We start from the raw sequence: 16,897 nt of genomic DNA, 5'->3' as shown, positions 1-16,897 counted from the left end.
GCAACTCCCCAGCTTATGCCGCCCTTATTGCTTTCTGGAATAAAGCGTTATTTTTTCCGTCGTAGGAAATTGCCGTAAAGTGATTGGCAATTGCGGCGGCACATTCACCCACCGACCGCCGCTGCAGCAGGAGAGGTAACCGTGAGCAACAACGCGCAATCAGGGCAGTGGCAGTTGCAAACCATCGTTGGCCAGCTGCGTGCCGCCCGCGATCAGTGGCGCACCAGCAATGGCCGCAGCAGCGGCGAGCAAGGTGGCCGTGAGCTGCCGTCACGCGAAGCGGTGCGACACATTCTCGAGCAGCTGTGTGGTGCCTTATTCCCCATGCGCCTGGGCCCGGTCGACTTGCGCGAAGAAAGCGAAGACTTCTACGTGGGCCACACCCTCGATGCCGCCTTGACTGCCTTGCTCGCCCAGGCGCGTCTGGAACTGCGTTACGTGGCGCGCCAGGGCAAGCAGGCCACGGCGGAAATCGACGCCAAGGCATTGCGGCTAATCCAGGACTTTGCCGCCGCCCTACCGGGCCTGCGCAGCATCCTCGATACCGATGTGCTGGCCGCTTTCCATGGCGACCCGGCGGCGCGCAGCGTCGATGAAGTGTTGTTGTGCTATCCAGGCATCCTTGCGGTCATTCACCACCGCCTTGCCCATCACCTGTACCGCGCCGGCCTGCCGTTGCTGGCGCGGATCAGCTCGGAACTGGCGCATTCGGCCACCGGCATCGATATTCACCCGGGCGCGCAGATCGGCCCGAGTTTCTTCATCGACCACGGCACCGGTGTGGTGATTGGCGAAACCGCGATCATCGGCGAGCGGGTGCGTATCTACCAGGCGGTCACCCTGGGCGCCAAGCGCTTCCCGGCAGACGAGGACGGGCAGTTGCAGAAGGGCCATCCACGCCACCCGATTGTCGAGGACGACGTGGTGATTTATGCCGGCGCGACTATTCTGGGACGAATCACCATCGGCAAGGGTTCGACCATCGGTGGCAACGTCTGGCTGACCCGCAGTGTGGCCCCGGGCAGCAACCTGACGCAGGCCAATCTGCAGCACGATGATGGTACCCAGAAGTAGATTCTGAAGGCTATCGCGGGGCAAGCCCGCTCCCACTGTGGGAGCGGGCTTGCCCCGCGATGGGTCGCGCAATGGTTCCATCCATGTTTAACTTGAACGCTTGTTCAAGTTAAAACGCTGGTCCGCTGCCGGTGTTCAACAGGAGGAAACCCTTTGCTGAACCCGTTCAATCCAAGCTTCTCCCCCGCAGGCGGGGTGCGCGTTCAATGAGTGCATCCAACCCCGAATCCAGCGGCAAGATCCGCATGAACCCGCCGGTTTTCTACTTCGCGGCGAGCTTTATCCTGATATTCGGCCTGGTGGTCATCAGCAATCCGCAAGCGGCCGGCGAGTGGTTGTTGGCGGCGCAGAACTGGGCGGCCAACACAGTAGGCTGGTACTACATGCTGGCGATGACGCTGTACCTGGTCTTCGTGGTGGTCACCGCCTTGTCTGGCTACGGCAAGATCAAGCTCGGTGCCGACCACGACGAGCCCGAGTTCAGCTACCTGTCCTGGGCCGGCATGCTGTTCGCCGCCGGTATCAGCATTACCCTGTTCTTCTTCTGCGTCTCCGAACCCCTGACCCACATGCTCCAGCCGCCGCAGGGCGAAGCCGGCACGGTCGAGGCCGGGCGCCAGGCGATGCAGCTGTTGTTCCTGCACTGGGGTTTGCATGGCTGGGGCGTGTTCGCCTTTGTCGGCATGGCCCTGGCCTACTTCGCCTACCGGCACAACCTGCCGCTGGCCCTGCGCTCGGCGTTGTATCCACTGATCGGCAAGCGCATCAACGGTCCGATCGGTTACGCCGTCGACGGCTTCGGCATCATTGCCACGGTGTTCGGCCTGGGCGCCGACATGGGCTTTGGCGTGTTGCACCTAAACTCAGGCCTGGACTACCTGTTCGGCGTGCCCCATACCCAGTGGGTGCAGGTGATCCTCATCACCCTGATGATGGGCGCTGCGGTCGCTGTGGCGGTCGCCGGGGTCGAGAAGGGCGTGCGGGTGATGTCCGACATCAACATGTTCCTGGCCTGCGCGCTGCTGCTGTTCGTGCTGTTCGCCGGGCCCACCCAGCACCTGTTCAATACCCTGATCCAGAACCTGGGTGATTATCTTGGCGCCTTGCCACGCAAGAGCTTCGACGTGTACGCCTATAACCAGGCCAATGAATGGCTGGGCGGCTGGACCGTGTTCTACTGGGCCTGGTGGATTGCCTGGGCGCCCTTTGTTGGCCTGTTCATCGCGCGGATTTCCCGTGGCCGGACCATCCGCGAGTTCGTCTTCGGCGTGCTGTTGATCCCCCTGGGTTTCACCCTGGCGTGGATGTCGATCTTCGGCAACAGCGCCTTGTCCCAGGTGCTCGATCACGGCATGACCGCCCTGGGGCAGTCGGCTATCGACAACCCGTCGATGACCCTCTACCTTTTGCTGGAAACCTACCCGTGGAGCAAGGCGGTCATCGCTGTCACGGTGTTCATCAGCTTTGTGTTCTTCGTGACCTCGGCCGACTCCGGCACCGTGGTGCTCTCGACCCTCTCTGCACGTGGTGGCAACGCCGATGAAGACGGGCCGAACTGGCTGCGGGTGTTTTGGGGTGCGATGACCGCGCTGGTGACCATAGGCTTGCTGTTTGCCGGCAGTATCGATTCGCTCAAATCGGCGGTGGTGCTTACTTCGCTGCCGTTCTCGGTGATTCTGCTGCTGATGATGTGGGGCTTGCACAAGGCCTTCTACCTGGAATCGCAACGGCAGATCGCCCAGCTGCATTCGCTGGCGCCGTTCGCCAATTCGCGACGTGGCCGCGGTGGCTGGCGTCAGCGCTTGAGCCAGGCGGTGCATTTCCCGTCCCGTGATGAGGTGTACCGCTTCATGGACGACGTGGTACGCCCGGCGATTGCCGAGGTGACCGAAGTGTTTGGCGAGAAGGGCTTGCATGTCATCACCCAGGAAGACCCGAGCCATGACAACGTCAGCTTGAAGATCGGCCACGGCGAAGAGCAGCCGTTCATTTACCAGGTGCAAATGCGCGGCTACTTCACGCCCTCATTTGCCCTGGGCGGCCTGGGTACCCAGGAGCTGAAGAACCGCCGCTACTACCGCGCCGAGGTGCACCTGAGCGAAGGCAGCCAGGATTACGACCTGGTTGGCTACAGCAAGGAGCAGATCATCAACGACATCCTCGATCAGTACGAGCGGCATATGCAGTTCTTGCACCTGGTGCGTTAACAGCATCGCGGGGCAAGTCCGCTCCCACTCTGTGAGAGCGGACTTGCCCCGCGATGGATCTTTAAAACGGCGCATCCCCCAGAATCGTCGCCCGGTGCATCACCCGCCGCGCCGGGCGGTAGTCATCCACTGCGTAGTGCTGGGTCACGCGGTTGTCCCAGAAAGCCACGTCGTTTTCCTGCCAGCGCCAGCGAATGGTGAACTCCGGGCGGGTCGCGTGGGCGAACAGCAGTTTGAGGATTGCCTCGCTTTCGGCCTCGCTCAGTTCATTGATGCGGGTGGTGAAGCCGTCGTTGACGAACAGCGCCTTGCGTCCGCTCACCGGATGGGTACGGATCACCGGGTGTGACAGCGGTGGGTTGCTGCGCCGTGCCGCTTCCCAGCGCGCCAGATCCTCTGGGGTGGTGCCGAAGCGCTCCAGCGGAAATGACTTGGTGAAGTCATGGGTGGCAGTGAGGCCGGCCAGCAGCTGCTGCAGTGGGGCCGACAGCGCCTCATAGGCGGCGATGCCACTGGCCCACAAGGTGTCGCCGCCATAGGCCGGAAGTTGCTTGGCACTGAGCACCGCGCCCAGCGCCGGAGTCGGCAGGAAGGTTACGTCGGTGTGCCAGATGGCGTTGTCGCGTACGTCGGTGACGGCGGTGTCGAGCACCAGTACCTGTGGGGTTTCCGGCACATTGGGGTAGATCGGGTGGATATGCAGGTCGCCAAAGCGCGCGGCAAATTCGGCTTGTTGCTGCGGGTTGATCGGCTGGTCGCGAAAGAACAGCACCTGGTGCTTGAGCAGCGCCTGTTCGATGGCGTCGCGCTGCTGCAGCGTGATGTCACGGCTGAGGTCGATACCGCTGATCTGTGCGCCGAGCGCCGGGCTCAGTGGGGTAATGGTCAGGCTCATGCTTGTTCTCGATAAGTCTTCAATGGCTCTGGCCGTGCCAGGGCACCAGCTTGCGTTGCAGGGCGCGCAGGCCCATCTCCAGGGCGAAGGCAATCAGCGCGATCACCAGGATGCCCAGCACCACCACGTCGGTTACCAGGAACTGCGCGGCCGACTGGACCATGAAGCCCAGGCCGCTGGTGGCGGCAATCAGCTCGGCAGCCACCAGGGTCGACCAGCCGACACCCAGGCCGATGCGCACGCCGGTAAGAATCTCGGGCAGGGCGCTGGGCAGGATCACATGGCGAATCAGTTGCCAGCGCGTGGCACCCAGCGACTGCGCCGCGCGCAGCTTGGTCGGGTCGACGGTGCGCACGCCGGTGGCGGTGGCAATGGCGATCGGGGCGAAGATCGCAAGATAAATCAGCAGCACTTTCGACAGCTCGCCGATGCCGCACCAGATCACGATCAAAGGCAGGTAAGCCAACGGCGGAATCGGTCGGTAGAACTCGATCAGCGGGTCGAGAATGCCGCGGGCAACCCGGTTGTGGCCGATGGCGATACCGATCGGAATCGCCGTGACGATCGCCGCACCCAGGGCCAGGCCGATACGTTGCAGGCTGGCGCCCAGGTGCTGCCACAGGGTTGATTCCATGTAGCCCTGGGTCAGCAGCAACCAGGCCTTGCCCAGTACCGCATCGGGGGAGGGCAGGAACAGCGGCTCGATCCATTCGGCGGCGGTGACCGCCCACCACAGCAGCAACAGCGTGGCCAGGGTCAGGCCACTGATCCAGCGGGTGCTCAGGCTGCGCCGGGGTTTGCTCGGTGCGGTTTGGCTGGCGGCGCGTTTGGCCGCGACCGGTAGATCCAGGCTGCTCATGCGGACTCCTGCCGCGTCGCGGCACTGCGTTGGGAGAACACCCGGGCCAGCACGTGTTCGCGGGTTTCGATAAAGCGCGGGTCGGACTTGATCGAGCGGGCCGACTCGCCGGCGCTGTAGCGCTGGCCGAAATCCAGTGGCAGGCGTTCGACGATCTGCCCGGGGTTGGGGGCCAGCAACACCAGTTCGGTGGCGAGGAACACTGCTTCTTCAATATCGTGGGTAATCAGGAACACCGGCTTGGCGGTGCGCTGCCAGACCTGCAGCAGCAACTCCTGCATCTGTTCGCGGGTAAAGGCATCCAGGGCGCCGAACGGCTCGTCCATCAGCAGCACCCGCGGGTCGGCAGCCAGGGCCCGGGCCAGGCCCACGCGCTGTTTCTGGCCACCGGACAACTGCCAGATCCGCCGGCTGCCAAAGTCCGCCAGGTCGACCAGGGCGAGCATCTCGCGGGCCTTGCTTTCCCGCGTGGCGCGCGGCACGCCGGCCAGTTCCAGGCCAAAGGCGACGTTGGCCAGTACATCCTGCCAGGGCAGCAGGGCGTCATCCTGGAACACCACCCCGCGCTCGGCGCCCGGGCCTTGCACCGGGACGCCGTCGAGGGTGATACGGCCATTGCTGGGGGCGACGAAACCGGCAATCAGGTTGAGCAACGAGGTCTTGCCGCTGCCCGAAGGGCCGAGGGCCACCAGCAACTGCTGCGGGCCCAGGCTCAGGTTGATATCGGCCAGCACCGGCTCGGCCGCGCCGGGGTACTGTGCGCTGATGCGCTCCAGTTCAAGCAATGCCATGGTCTGCTCCGCGTTTCAGTTGGTGATGAACTTGGCGCTGACGTAGGGCGCATAGTCCGGCAGCACCGCTTCAACCTTGCCTTGCTCTTTGAGGAAGGTGGCCGTGTCGGTGATCGCCTGAGTGGTCGGGGTGCCCAGCGCGGCAACCTGGTCGGCGGCCAGCGGGAACACGTTGCCCTGCAGCAGGCCAGGAATATCAGCGGCCTTGGCCCCGGAGAGTTTCACCAGTTTGTCGACGTTGCTCTTGTTCGCCAGCCACGCCTGCGGGTCTTTGCGATAGTCGGCGTAGGCATCCAGGGTGACCTTGGCGAACGCCTTGACGATCTCCGGGTGCTTTTCGGCGAAGTCCTTGCGCACGATCCAGGCGTCGAAGGTCGGTGCGCCTTTTTCGGCCAGTTCACCCGAGGTGATCAGCACCTTGCCGTTTTCCTTGGCCACGCCCAGGGCCGGGTCCCAGACGTAGGTGGCGTCGATATCACCGCGCTTCCAGGCGGCGATGATTGCCGGTGGCGCCAGGTTGAGAATCTGCACTTTGGCCGGGTCGATGTTCCACTGCTTGAGCGCGGCCAGCAGGCTGTAGTGACCGGTCGAGACAAACGGCACGGCGATCTTCTTGCCAATCAGGTCCTGCGGCGAGTTGATACCGGCACCCTCGCGGGCAACCAGGGCTTCGGCGGCGCCGATCTGGGTGGCGATCAGGAAGGTTTCCACCGGCAGCTTGCGGGTTGCGGCAGCGGCCAATGGGCTGGAGCCGAGGTAGCCGATCTGCACATCGCCAGATGCGACTGCGGTGATCACGTCGGCGCCGCTGTCGAACTTGCGCCAATCAATGGCGGCCTTGCTGGTTTTCTCGTAGGTGCCGTCGACCTGGGCGACTTTCGCCGGGTCCACGGTGGTCTGGTAGGCCACGGTCAGGTCGGCCGCCTGGGCAAACCAGCTGGTGCCAGCCAGGGTCAGGGCGGCGAACAGGCGCAGGGGTGCATGCAGGGTCATGGTCAACTCCTTGTCAGGCGGGCGGGTGTGTTGGTGTGGAATAAGACTAGATGATCTAAGAACTTTAAAATAAATAACTTTTTTGCATTAGCTTAGGAGCCAATTGATTTAAGGCGCCGAGGGAGGAGGTGGGGTTATCGCGGGGCAAGTCGGCCGCCGCACCGCCGCTGCGACAAAAGTGATGCTGGTCAAGGCCAGTGCGGTGGGGAAACGCAAAGATGGTCCGGCCATGAGGGATGCAAAAAGCTAAGCGATCTAAAAAACTGATCCCAAATATCCTTTAGGAATTAGCTTATGCGCCGATAACCGCTGTATAGAAAAATTTGGGACATATGACTTAATAATCTGAAAAATCCAGAAATAAGTATTTTTGGATTTATACGATTGTCATTATCCTTCACCCCCTGGTTTGGCGCATTAGACCAAAGTCGTGAAATGAATAGTTACGATTGACTTGACGGTCACCCATTGGTGCTAATCGCCAATCGACGTCGAGCGGGACACAAGATCCCGCCGTAAGCGACACACAAGAATTAGAACGTAGAGGAGCAAAACATGTACAAGTCCACCTTGGCGCTTGCCGTGGCCGTTGGGGTTCTGGCCCAGCAGGCGGGTGCTGCCGGTTTCGTAGAAGACAGCAAGGCAAGCGTTACTGCCCGTAACTTCTATATCAACAACGACAACCGTAGCGGCGCCGATAAGCCTTCCAAGACCGAAGAGTGGGGCCAAGGCTTCATTTTCAACTTTACCTCTGGTTACACCGAAGGTACCGTTGGTTTTGGTGTCGACGCTATCGGCCTGCTGGGCATCAAGCTCGACTCCGGTCGCGGCACTGCCTACAACAAAACCAACGGCAGCACTGGCGGCACCGTGTTCCCGAGTGAGAGCAACGGCCGTGCTGTCGACGATTTCGGTAGCCTGGGCCTGACCGGCAAGGTCAAGTTCTCCAAGACCGAAGCGCGTCTGGGTACCTTGATGCCGAAGCTGCCGGTCGTGACCTACAACGATGGTCGTCTGCTGCCGCAAACCTTTGAAGGTGGCCAGGTCACTTCGAATGAAATCGAGAACCTGACCTTGATCGGCGGTAAGCTGGAGCACGCCAAAGGCCGTAACTCCACCAACAACGACTCGCTGTCGATTGCAGGCGCCAACAGCCGTACCGGCCAGCGCAGCAATGCCTTCTACTACGCCGGTGGCGACTACAAGGTTACCAAGGACCTGCTTGCCCAGTACTACTACGGCAACCTGGATGACTTCTACAAACAGCACTTCCTCGGCCTGACCCATAACTGGGCCCTGCCAGTGGGTAGCCTGAAGTCCGACCTGCGTTACTTCTACAGCGATTCGGATGGCAAGAACGCCAGCACTGAAGGCCGTCTGGCTGGATACAGAGCGTCGGGCTACCAGAACAATGGTGAAGTCGACAACCGTACCTGGAGCGCCAAGTTCACCTATAGCCTGCAAGGCCACGCGGTCAGCGCCGGCTACCAGCGTGTCAACGGCACCAGCGACTTCCCGTTCCTGAACCAAGGTGACGGTGCCAGCAGCTATCTGATCACCGATATGCAGATCGGCAAGTTCCAGCGTGCTGGCGAGCGCACCTGGCTTGCGCAATACGCCTATGACTTCGCCGCCGTCGGCCTGCCAGGCCTGACCACTTCCGTGATCTACCTCAAGGGCGACAATATCAATGCCCCGGGCAGCGATCGTTCCGAGTGGGAGCGCGATTTCAACCTGGGCTATGTCATACCTGAAGGGACCTTCAAAGGCCTGGGTCTGGCCTGGAAGAACGCTTCCCTGCGTTCTGACGCAGAAAAACAGCGTGACCAGGACGAGAACCGTCTGATCCTCAGCTACACCCTGTCGATCCTGTAAGGCGGTAATAAGAGCCCGCCCGGTATTCGTGCCGGGCGGGCTTCTTTTTGCCTGACTTTTTATATCTCTTTTCGATCTAAATGAATCGATATTTATTCTTTTTAATTTATCCAGCAAGCAGGCACAGTGAAGCCATAACGAACCCAGCCAAGGAGCCGCACCATGAGCCTCAGACTCGGCGATATCGCCCCCGACTTCGAACAGGATTCCAGCGCCGGCAAGATCCGTTTCCACGAATGGCTGGGCGACAGCTGGGGTGTATTGTTCTCGCACCCGGCCGACTTCACTCCGGTGTGCACCACCGAACTGGGCTTCACCGCCAAGCTAAAGGATCAGTTCGCCGAGCGCGGGGTCAAGGCCATCGCCCTGTCGGTCGACCCGGTGGATTCGCACCATCGCTGGATCGAAGACATCAACGAAACCCAGAACACCCTCGTCAACTTCCCGATCCTGGCCGATGCCGATCGCAAAGTCTCCGACCTCTACGACCTGATTCATCCCAATGCCAGCGACACCCTGACAGTGCGTTCCTTGTTCGTTATCGATCCGAACAAGAAGATCCGCCTGACCATCACCTATCCGGCCAGCACCGGACGCAACTTTAACGAGATCTTGCGGGTGATCGATTCGTTGCAACTGACCGACAACCACAAGGTTGCCACCCCGGCCAACTGGCAGGACGGTGACGAGGTGGTGATCGTGCCGTCGCTCAAGGATGAAGACGAAATCAAACGCCGCTTTCCCAAGGGTTACCGGGCGGTCAAGCCATACCTGCGCCTGACCCCGCAACCCAATCGTTGAGTTTTAGCCATAGCAGGGATTTTGGGCCGTTTCGACGGCCTTTTTTTATTTGCCTTGAGGGCGCCATCGCGGGGCAAGCCCGCTCCCACAAGTGGGGCTGCCCCGCGATGCTTGTATAGCTCATATGGGAATAAACAAATGAAAAAATATGATTTATAGATATATGTATCCAGCTGTTAAGGTCACTTCATTCCAGCGAGAACTCCAACTCGCGGCCTTCTAGAACACGATCAAGGATGCGTTCCAATGCTGGTTGTTTCTCTCGGTGGTAGTCCCAGTCTGCGTTCGCGCTCCGGCGTTTTGCTTGAGCGCAGCCGTCAGTGGTTGCAAGGCCAGGGCGTAGAAGTGGTGACTTTCCAGGTGCGGGATTTTCCGGCCGAAGACCTGCTCCATGCCCGATTCGACAGCCCCAGGGTGCAGCACTTCCTGCAACTGGTCGAGCAGGCCGATGGCCTGGTGGTTGCCACCCCGGTGTACAAGGCTTCGTTCGCCGGTGCACTGAAAACCCTGCTCGACCTGCTGCCTGAACGCGCCCTCAGCCACAAGGTGGTGCTGCCGATTGCCACCGGCGGCAGCATCGCTCACATGCTTGCCGTGGATTACGCGCTCAAGCCGGTGCTGTCGGCGCTCAAGGCCGAGGAAACCCTGCAGGGGATCTTCGCCGACGACAGCCAGATCGCCTACGGCGAAGGCAGTGCCGCCGCGCAACTGGCACCGGCGCTGGAGCAGCGTCTGAGCGAATCGCTGGAACTGTTTCACAGCGCCCTGGCGCGTCGACCCAAACCGGTCGCCCCAGGTGTGTTGAGCGAACGTCTGCTCAGTGCTCGCTGGAGCATCTGAGGCGTAGTACCCGTTACCTGCAATTCCCACCTTACTCGCCCGCCAACGGGCAAGCAGGTGCAGCCTGAACCCCAACAGCAAAGGAGAGCGCTATGCGCACTGTCATTTTGCGTCGTGGTCTGGTCGCTCTGTTTGCTGCGGCTGTGTCCTTCGGCGCCATTACTCAAGCCCAGGCCCAAAGCCTGCGTATCGGTTACCAGAAGTACGGCACCCTGGTGCTGCTCAAGGCCAAAGGTTCGCTGGAAAAGCGTCTTGCCGCCCAGGGCGTGCAGGTGCAATGGACTGAATTCCCCGGTGGCCCGCAGCTGCTTGAAGGCCTGAACGTCGGCTCGATCGACTTTGGCGTGACCGGTGAAACGCCACCGGTGTTCGCCCAAGCCGCCGGCGCCGATCTGCTCTATGTCGCCTACGAGCCGCCAGCACCGCACAGCGAGGCGATCCTGGTGCCCAAGGGCTCGCCGATCCAGTCGGTGCAGGACCTCAAGGGCAAGAAAGTCGCCCTCAACAAAGGCTCCAACGTCCACTACCTGCTGGTCCGCGCCCTGGAAGATGCCGGCCTCAAGTACACCGATATCCAGCCGGTGTTCCTGCCGCCCGCCGATGCCCGCGCCGCCTTCGAGCGCGGCAGCGTCGATGCCTGGGTGATCTGGGACCCGTACCAGGCCGCTGCCGAGCAGCAACTGCAGGCTCGCACCTTGCGTGATGGCAAGGGCATCGTCGACAACCACCAGTTCTACCTGGCTACCAAGCCCTATGCCCAGAAGCATCCTGAAGTGATCAGCGCGCTGGTCGAGGAAGTGCGCGCGGTGGGCGAATGGTCCAAAGCCAACCCGCAGGAAGTCACCGACCAGGTCGCGCCGCTGCTCGGCCTGCCGGCTGATATCACCCTGACCTCGGTCAAGCGCCAGGGCTACGGCGCCGCCTTCCTGACCCCGGAAGTGATCGCTGCCCAGCAGAAAATCGCCGACACCTTCAAGGCGCTCAAGCTGATTCCCAAGCCGCTGAGCATCAAGGATGTGATCTGGACACCGCCGGCCAAGGTTGCCAGCGCCCCTTGACGAATTGCCCGCGCCGGGGCGCCGCCCCGGTTTGCGCCACCCTTAGGAGACAACTCCAATGAGCCTCAACGTATTCTGGTTTCTTCCTACCCATGGCGACGGCCACTACCTTGGCACCGCCGAAGGCGCGCGCGCCGTCGACCACGGCTACCTGCAGCAGATCGCCCAGGCGGCTGACCGCCTCGGCTTTGGCGGCGTCTTGATCCCCACCGGGCGCTCCTGCGAGGACTCCTGGCTGGTCGCTGCTTCACTGATTCCGGTGACCCAACGCCTGAAGTTCCTGGTCGCATTGCGCCCAGGGATCATCTCGCCGACCGTGGCGGCGCGTCAGGCGGCAACCCTGGACCGTCTTTCTGGCGGGCGTGCCTTGTTCAACCTGGTCACCGGCGGCGATCCGGAGGAGCTGTCCGGTGACGGCCTGTTCCTCAGCCACGAAGAGCGTTACCAGGCTTCGGTAGAATTCACCCGTATCTGGCGCCGGGTGCTGGAAGGCGAAACCGTCGACTACGACGGCCAGCATATTCAGGTCAAAGGCGCCAAGCTGCTCTATCCGCCGATCCAGCAGCCGCGTCCGCCCTTGTACTTTGGCGGTTCTTCGGAAGCGGCGCAGGACCTGGCAGCCGAGCAGGTCGAGCTGTACCTGACCTGGGGCGAGCCGCCGGCAGCGGTGGCCGAGAAGATCGAGCAGGTACGCGCCAAGGCCGCCAAGCAAGGCCGCAGCGTGCGCTTTGGCATCCGCTTGCATGTGATCGTGCGTGAGACCAACGCCGAAGCCTGGCAGGCCGCCGAGCGGCTGATCTCGCACCTGGACGACGACACCATTGCCCGGGCCCAGGCTTCGCTGGCGCGCTTCGATTCAGTGGGCCAGCAACGCATGGCCGCGCTGCATGGTGGCAACCGCGACAACCTGGAAGTCAGCCCCAACCTCTGGGCCGGTGTCGGCCTGGTACGTGGCGGTGCCGGTACGGCGCTGGTCGGCGACGGCCCTACCGTGGCCGCGCGGGTCAAGGAATACGCGGCGCTGGGCATCGACACCTTCATCTTCTCCGGATATCCACACCTGGAAGAGTCGTACCGGGTCGCCGAGTTGCTGTTCCCGCATCTGGACGTGGAGCGTCCGGAACTGCCGAAAAGCGGTGGTTATGTGAGCCCGTTCGGCGAGATGGTCGCCAACGACATCCTGCCCAAATCCTCGGCCCAGCGCTGAGGAGCGGATCATGAGTCGTTCATCCACTCCCTGGCAGCAACGCCTGGCGCCCTGGGCGCTGCCGTTGCTGTTGCTGGCGGTCTGGCAACTGGCAGTCAGCGTCGGCTGGTTGTCGACGCGGATCCTGCCGGCGCCGAGCGCGGTGTTGAGCGCCGGTGTCGAGCTGGTGCGTAGCGGCGAGATCTGGAAGCACCTGGCAATCAGCGGCTGGCGGGCAGCCGTCGGCTTCCTGATTGGTGGCGCGATCGGCCTGGTGCTGGGCTTTATCACCGGCCTGTCGAAATGGGGCGAGCGCCTGCTCGACAGTTCGGTGCAGATGATTCGCAACGTGCCGCACCTGGCGCTGATTCCGCTGGTGATCCTGTGGTTCGGCATCGATGAGTCGGCGAAGATTTTCCTCGTGGCCCTGGGCACCCTGTTCCCGATTTACCTGAACACTTATCACGGCATCCGCAACGTCGATCCGGCCCTGGTGGAAATGGCTCGCAGTTATGGCTTGTCTGGCTTCGAGCTGTTCCGTCAGGTGATCCTGCCCGGCGCTTTGCCATCGATTCTGGTCGGTGTGCGCTTTGCCCTGGGTTTCATGTGGCTGACCTTGATCGTTGCCGAAACCATTTCCGCCAATGCCGGCATTGGCTACCTGGCAATGAATGCCCGTGAGTTTCTGCAGACCGATGTGGTGGTCCTGGCCATTGTCCTCTACGCCGTGCTCGGCAAGCTTGCCGACCTGGCCGCACGCGGTCTTGAGCGGGTCTGGCTGCGCTGGCATCCGGCCTATCAAGCAAGCAGGGGAGAGGGCGCATGACCATCCTCAAAGAAACCCCACCACGGTTGTTGCGCGGGATTCCACTGGCGGCGCAGAACCTGCAGAAGACCTTTGGCCAGCGCCAGGTGCTGCGCGATATCGAGCTGCACATTCCGGCCGGGCAGTTCGTTGCCATTGTCGGGCGCAGCGGTTGTGGCAAGAGCACCCTGCTGCGCTTGCTCGCCGGGCTCGACCAACCCAGTGGCGGCGAGCTGCTGGCCGGTTCCGCGCCGCTGTGCGAAGCCCAGCAAGATACCCGCCTGATGTTCCAGGAAGCGCGTTTGCTGCCGTGGAAGAAGGTCATCGACAACGTCGGCCTGGGCTTGTCCGGCGACTGGCGGCCACGGGCGTTGCAAGCACTTGAAGCGGTCGGCCTGGCCGAACGGGCCAATGAATGGCCAGCGGCCTTGTCGGGCGGCCAGAAGCAACGCGTGGCCCTGGCCCGCGCCCTGATCCACCAGCCACGCCTGTTGCTGCTCGATGAGCCACTGGGCGCGCTGGATGCCCTGACCCGTATCGAGATGCAGCAGTTGATCGAACGGCTGTGGCGCCAGCACGGTTTCACCGTGTTGCTGGTCACCCATGACGTCAGCGAAGCGGTGGCGGTGGCCGACCGGGTGATCCTCATCGAAGACGGCGAAGTGGGCCTGGACCTGCACATCGACCTGCCACGCCCGCGGATGCGCGGTTCACACCGCCTGGCCGCACTGGAAACCGAAGTACTCAACCGGGTTCTGTCGATCCCGGGCACGCCGCCCGAGCCGGAACCTGTCGCACCTTTGCCGACGCAATTGCGTTGGGCTCTCTGACCTGTAAGGAACCAAGCAGATGACTATCAAAGCGATCAACGTACGCAACCAGTTCAAAGGCACCGTCAAGGAAATCCTCGAAGGCCCGGTACTGTCGGAAATCGACGTGCAGACCGCCTCGGGTATCGTGACTTCGGTCATTACCACCCGCTCGGTGCGCGAGCTGGAACTGGCCATTGGCAGCGAGGTGATTGCCTTTGTGAAGTCCACGGAAGTGTCGATCGCCAAACTCTGAAAATCGCGGGGCAAGCCCGCTCCCACCGAGATCCATGTGGGAGCGGGCTTGCCCCGCGATGAGGCCATCAGCGTTTCGGCAAAAAGGGCGGCAGATACAACCCCAGATACGCATCAAACACCCGCATCCCTTCCTCGGCCAAGCGCGGCGTGATCTGCCCATGCAACTGCACCGAGCGGGCATACACCCGATCACCCAGCTCCATGGCCAAGGCAAACACATCCACATCGTCCGGCAACACCGGCAACTGGAAATGCTCGGCGAACAGCTTATGCATCAGGTCGCCCAGCTCGATATCGTGCTGGCGGTCAGCCTGGGTCACTTCGCTCAGGCCGTGCTGGGCCAGGATCAGCTGGCGCGCTGCGGCATCTTCGTTGTAGATCAGCAGCATGCGTTGCTCGACCAGGCGCGACAGGTCGTGCCAGGTGTTCAACGCCACCGCGTCGATCGGCGCCTCGAGGCAGGCGCGAAAAGCGCCGTGCACGTCAGCAGTGAGCGCTTCAAGCAATGCCGGCACACTGGCGAAGAAGTGATACACCGAAGACGGCGGAATCTGCGCACGCTCGGCCACGCTGTAGATCGACAGGCTGGCCACCCCTTCGCTGGCCAGCAGCGTACGCGCCGCCTCGAGGATCGAATCGATCCTCGCCTGGCTGCGGGCACGGGGTTTGCGCGGGGTAACGGTGCGGGTCATGTCAGTTGCTGATCGCCAGGATGCTGGCCTGGTAGGCGCTGACAAACAGGTCGAAGTCGGCTTTGTCCTCTTCGCGCTCAAGCTTGGCTTGCGCCTCCAGGGACTCGCGCGCAGCATTTTCAAAACCTTGCTGCTGCTCAACCGGCAGGGCCTGGGCACGGAAGAACTCGGCATGGACCTGGCTTTGGCGCAAGGCGAAGCGGCTGAAGCTTTCCTTGTGCTCGGTCATGCTCGCCAGCACCTGCGCCGATGGCGTCAGGGAAGGGTCGCTGACCTTGGCTTGTTGCGCCTGCAGAGCCTTGGCGTGTTCTTCGCTGCCGTGGCTGCGGTCGAGCAGTTGGGCCAGTGGCGCAATGCGTTGGAGCAGTTCAGTGGCCCACTGCTTGAGCTCGACCGGCTGGCCGTCACGCTGCAATTGCAGACCCGGACGGCGGCCTTCCTTGACCACGCTGAGGAAGTTGTCGGTGCAGTTACCGCATTCCTGGTTGCCCAGCAGCGGGCTGTCTTCCAGGGCGCAGAACAGCAGGAAGGCATCAAGGAAACGCGCTTCTGGCAGGTCGATTCCGGTGGGCAGGAACGGGTTGATGTCCAGGCAACGGACTTCGACGTACTGGATGCCACGGGCCATCAGCGCCTGGATCGGCCGCTCACCGCTGTAGGTGACGCGCTTGGGGCGGATGTTGGAGTAATACTCGTTTTCGATCTGCAGGATGTTGGTGTTGAGCTGAACCCACTCGCCATCCTTGTGCGTACCGATCTCGACATAGGGCGGATAAGGCGTGGCCACCGCCTTGCGCAGGCTGTCGGTGTAGCTGGCGAGGTTGTTGTAGCAGGGCGTGAGGCCGGCCTGGGCATTGCTCTGGTAGCCCAGGTCGCTCATGCGCAAGCTGGTGGCGTAGGGCAGGTACAGGGTGTCGGCGTCGAACTGCTCGAGCTGGTGCGGGCGGCCACGCAAGAAGCCGGCATCCAGGGCCGGCGAGGCGCCGAACAGGTACATCAGCAGCCAGCTGTAACGGCGGAAATTACGGATCAGGGCGATGTAGGCCGCCGATTGATACTCGCGATCATCCAGCGTGGCGCTTTCTGCATCGCGTAACAGCGGCCAGAGTTTTTCTGGCAGCGAGAAATTGTAATGAATCCCGGCAATGCACTGCATGGTGCGGCCGTAGCGCAGGGCCAGGCCCTTGCGGTAGACGTACTTGAGCTGACCGATGTTGGAGGTGCCGTACCAGGCGATCGGGATGTCTTCCTCGGCCGGCAACGGGCAGGGCATCGAAGGGCTCCAGAGAAACTCGTTGCCAAGCTTGGTATAAGCGAAGCGGTGGATGTTCTCCAGGCTTTCGAGGGTCTGCGCAGGATCAGCCAGGGCCGGGGTGATGAACTCCAGCAGCGACTCCGAGTAATCCGTGGTGATCTGCTCGTGGGTCAGCGCCGCGCCCAGGGCGTCGGGGTGCGGTGTCTGGGCCAGGCGGCCGTCCTCGGTCACGCGCAGGCATTCACGCTCGATGCCGTGCAGGCACTGCTTGAGCAGGGAGAGGTTGTCGCCTTGGCCGAGCAGGCTCAGGCGGCGGTTGAGAAGTTCGCTCAAGATGGATTCCTTCACGCGTCAGTCGCCCCAATATGGGGGTAGAGATGACGGTCTACAAGGGTGGACAGAGGAACTGGCGTTGTCGCCTGGTGTTAGCCGGCTTTGGGCAGCGCCTGCGCTCTGCCGAAAGTACCGCAGTTTGGCCGTTTGCGGCTAGAGGACGACG

General features: G+C 62.2%; 16 protein-coding genes. 10 read left to right on the top strand and 6 right to left on the bottom strand.

From position 1 onward, the window contains the following. Window positions 1-141: 141 nt before the first annotated feature. Both epsC and betT read left to right on the top strand, forming a co-directional pair. Entirely contained in the window at window positions 142-1,074 is a 933-nt protein-coding gene (gene epsC, locus EXN22_RS00215; RefSeq protein ID WP_130261913.1) for a serine O-acetyltransferase EpsC, read from the top strand. 245 nt (window positions 1,075-1,319) lie between these two features. Further along, the gene (betT, locus tag EXN22_RS00210) at window positions 1,320-3,281 is read left to right on the top strand and encodes a choline transporter BetT (RefSeq protein WP_233281750.1); all 1,962 of its coding nucleotides are present in this window, start codon (window positions 1,320-1,322) and stop codon (window positions 3,279-3,281) included. Between the two features lie 61 nt (window positions 3,282-3,342). Here betT and tauD read toward each other — a convergent pair whose 3' ends face one another. From tauD to tauA, 4 genes are read right to left on the bottom strand one after another with little or no spacing between them, the layout of a single operon-like run. After that, window positions 3,343-4,176, bottom strand: coding sequence for a taurine dioxygenase (gene tauD / locus EXN22_RS00205; protein WP_130261911.1), 834 nt, complete (start codon window positions 4,174-4,176; stop codon window positions 3,343-3,345). Between the two features lie 19 nt (window positions 4,177-4,195). Further along, window positions 4,196-5,035 (bottom strand): taurine ABC transporter permease TauC, encoded by an 840-nt coding sequence (gene tauC / locus EXN22_RS00200; RefSeq protein WP_130261910.1) that lies wholly within the window; start codon window positions 5,033-5,035, stop codon window positions 4,196-4,198. Continuing rightward, entirely contained in the window at window positions 5,032-5,826 is a 795-nt protein-coding gene (gene tauB / locus EXN22_RS00195) for a taurine ABC transporter ATP-binding subunit (protein WP_130261909.1), read from the bottom strand. Before tauB ends, tauC begins: the two co-directional genes overlap by 4 nt. A gap of 15 nt (window positions 5,827-5,841) precedes the next feature. Beyond that, window positions 5,842-6,819, bottom strand: a complete 978-nt coding sequence (gene tauA, locus EXN22_RS00190) for a taurine ABC transporter substrate-binding protein (RefSeq protein WP_130261908.1) — start codon at window positions 6,817-6,819, stop codon at window positions 5,842-5,844. Window positions 6,820-7,374: 555 nt separating this feature from the next. Between tauA and EXN22_RS00185 the strand changes: the two genes are divergently transcribed. From EXN22_RS00185 to EXN22_RS00150, 8 genes are all read left to right on the top strand, one after another. Beyond that, window positions 7,375-8,694 carry an OprD family porin gene (locus EXN22_RS00185; RefSeq protein WP_130261907.1) on the top strand — a complete coding sequence of 440 codons (1,320 nt, stop codon included), beginning with the start codon at window positions 7,375-7,377 and terminating at the stop codon, window positions 8,692-8,694. Window positions 8,695-8,856: 162 nt separating this feature from the next. After that, entirely contained in the window at window positions 8,857-9,495 is a 639-nt protein-coding gene (locus tag EXN22_RS00180) for a peroxiredoxin (protein WP_130261906.1), read from the top strand. Between the two features lie 246 nt (window positions 9,496-9,741). Continuing rightward, window positions 9,742-10,335 carry an NADPH-dependent FMN reductase gene (gene ssuE, locus EXN22_RS00175; RefSeq protein WP_130261905.1) on the top strand — a complete coding sequence of 198 codons (594 nt, stop codon included), beginning with the start codon at window positions 9,742-9,744 and terminating at the stop codon, window positions 10,333-10,335. Window positions 10,336-10,427: 92 nt separating this feature from the next. Then, on the top strand, window positions 10,428-11,393 hold the full coding sequence (locus tag EXN22_RS00170; protein WP_130261904.1) for a sulfonate ABC transporter substrate-binding protein: 966 nt from the start codon (window positions 10,428-10,430) through the stop codon (window positions 11,391-11,393). Window positions 11,394-11,451: 58 nt separating this feature from the next. Next, on the top strand, window positions 11,452-12,600 hold the full coding sequence (gene ssuD / locus EXN22_RS00165; protein WP_130261903.1) for an FMNH2-dependent alkanesulfonate monooxygenase: 1,149 nt from the start codon (window positions 11,452-11,454) through the stop codon (window positions 12,598-12,600). 10 nt (window positions 12,601-12,610) lie between these two features. Continuing rightward, window positions 12,611-13,405, top strand: coding sequence for an aliphatic sulfonate ABC transporter permease SsuC (ssuC, locus tag EXN22_RS00160; RefSeq protein ID WP_130261902.1), 795 nt, complete (start codon window positions 12,611-12,613; stop codon window positions 13,403-13,405). Next, entirely contained in the window at window positions 13,402-14,214 is an 813-nt protein-coding gene (gene ssuB / locus EXN22_RS00155; protein ID WP_165392173.1) for an aliphatic sulfonates ABC transporter ATP-binding protein, read from the top strand. Before ssuC ends, ssuB begins: the two co-directional genes overlap by 4 nt. A 19-nt stretch (window positions 14,215-14,233) precedes the next feature. After that, the gene (locus tag EXN22_RS00150) at window positions 14,234-14,449 is read left to right on the top strand and encodes a TOBE domain-containing protein (RefSeq protein WP_028942316.1); all 216 of its coding nucleotides are present in this window, start codon (window positions 14,234-14,236) and stop codon (window positions 14,447-14,449) included. 67 nt (window positions 14,450-14,516) lie between these two features. Here EXN22_RS00150 and EXN22_RS00145 read toward each other — a convergent pair whose 3' ends face one another. Both EXN22_RS00145 and gshA read right to left on the bottom strand, forming a co-directional pair. Further along, window positions 14,517-15,143, bottom strand: a complete 627-nt coding sequence (locus tag EXN22_RS00145) for a TetR/AcrR family transcriptional regulator (RefSeq protein WP_130261901.1) — start codon at window positions 15,141-15,143, stop codon at window positions 14,517-14,519. Window position 15,144: 1 nt separating this feature from the next. Further along, window positions 15,145-16,731 carry a glutamate--cysteine ligase gene (gene gshA, locus EXN22_RS00140; protein WP_165392172.1) on the bottom strand — a complete coding sequence of 529 codons (1,587 nt, stop codon included), beginning with the start codon at window positions 16,729-16,731 and terminating at the stop codon, window positions 15,145-15,147. Window positions 16,732-16,897: the final 166 nt, after the last annotated feature.

This window comes from Pseudomonas tructae, from assembly GCF_004214895.1.
Lineage (GTDB): Bacteria > Pseudomonadota > Gammaproteobacteria > Pseudomonadales > Pseudomonadaceae > Aquipseudomonas > Aquipseudomonas tructae.
The sequence above is the reverse complement of the archived record's forward strand: the minus strand, read 5'-3'. Positions and strand labels throughout refer to the sequence as shown.

What these genes read in the sequence shown, in the direction of transcription:
- ssuB (WP_165392173.1), top strand. Translation starts at nt 13,402, where the DNA reads ATGACCATCCTCAAAGAAACCCCACCACGGTTGTTGCGCGGGATTCCA.
- betT (WP_233281750.1), top strand. Translation starts at nt 1,320, where the DNA reads ATGAACCCGCCGGTTTTCTACTTCGCGGCGAGCTTTATCCTGATATTC.
- tauB (WP_130261909.1), bottom strand. Translation starts at nt 5,826, where the DNA reads ATGGCATTGCTTGAACTGGAGCGCATCAGCGCACAGTACCCCGGCGCG.
- EXN22_RS00145 (WP_130261901.1), bottom strand. Translation starts at nt 15,143, where the DNA reads ATGACCCGCACCGTTACCCCGCGCAAACCCCGTGCCCGCAGCCAGGCG.
- EXN22_RS00150 (WP_028942316.1), top strand. Translation starts at nt 14,234, where the DNA reads ATGACTATCAAAGCGATCAACGTACGCAACCAGTTCAAAGGCACCGTC.
- tauA (WP_130261908.1), bottom strand. Translation starts at nt 6,819, where the DNA reads ATGACCCTGCATGCACCCCTGCGCCTGTTCGCCGCCCTGACCCTGGCT.
- ssuE (WP_130261905.1), top strand. Translation starts at nt 9,742, where the DNA reads ATGCTGGTTGTTTCTCTCGGTGGTAGTCCCAGTCTGCGTTCGCGCTCC.
- ssuD (WP_130261903.1), top strand. Translation starts at nt 11,452, where the DNA reads ATGAGCCTCAACGTATTCTGGTTTCTTCCTACCCATGGCGACGGCCAC.
- ssuC (WP_130261902.1), top strand. Translation starts at nt 12,611, where the DNA reads ATGAGTCGTTCATCCACTCCCTGGCAGCAACGCCTGGCGCCCTGGGCG.
- EXN22_RS00185 (WP_130261907.1), top strand. Translation starts at nt 7,375, where the DNA reads ATGTACAAGTCCACCTTGGCGCTTGCCGTGGCCGTTGGGGTTCTGGCC.
- EXN22_RS00170 (WP_130261904.1), top strand. Translation starts at nt 10,428, where the DNA reads ATGCGCACTGTCATTTTGCGTCGTGGTCTGGTCGCTCTGTTTGCTGCG.
- tauC (WP_130261910.1), bottom strand. Translation starts at nt 5,035, where the DNA reads ATGAGCAGCCTGGATCTACCGGTCGCGGCCAAACGCGCCGCCAGCCAA.
- tauD (WP_130261911.1), bottom strand. Translation starts at nt 4,176, where the DNA reads ATGAGCCTGACCATTACCCCACTGAGCCCGGCGCTCGGCGCACAGATC.
- EXN22_RS00180 (WP_130261906.1), top strand. Translation starts at nt 8,857, where the DNA reads ATGAGCCTCAGACTCGGCGATATCGCCCCCGACTTCGAACAGGATTCC.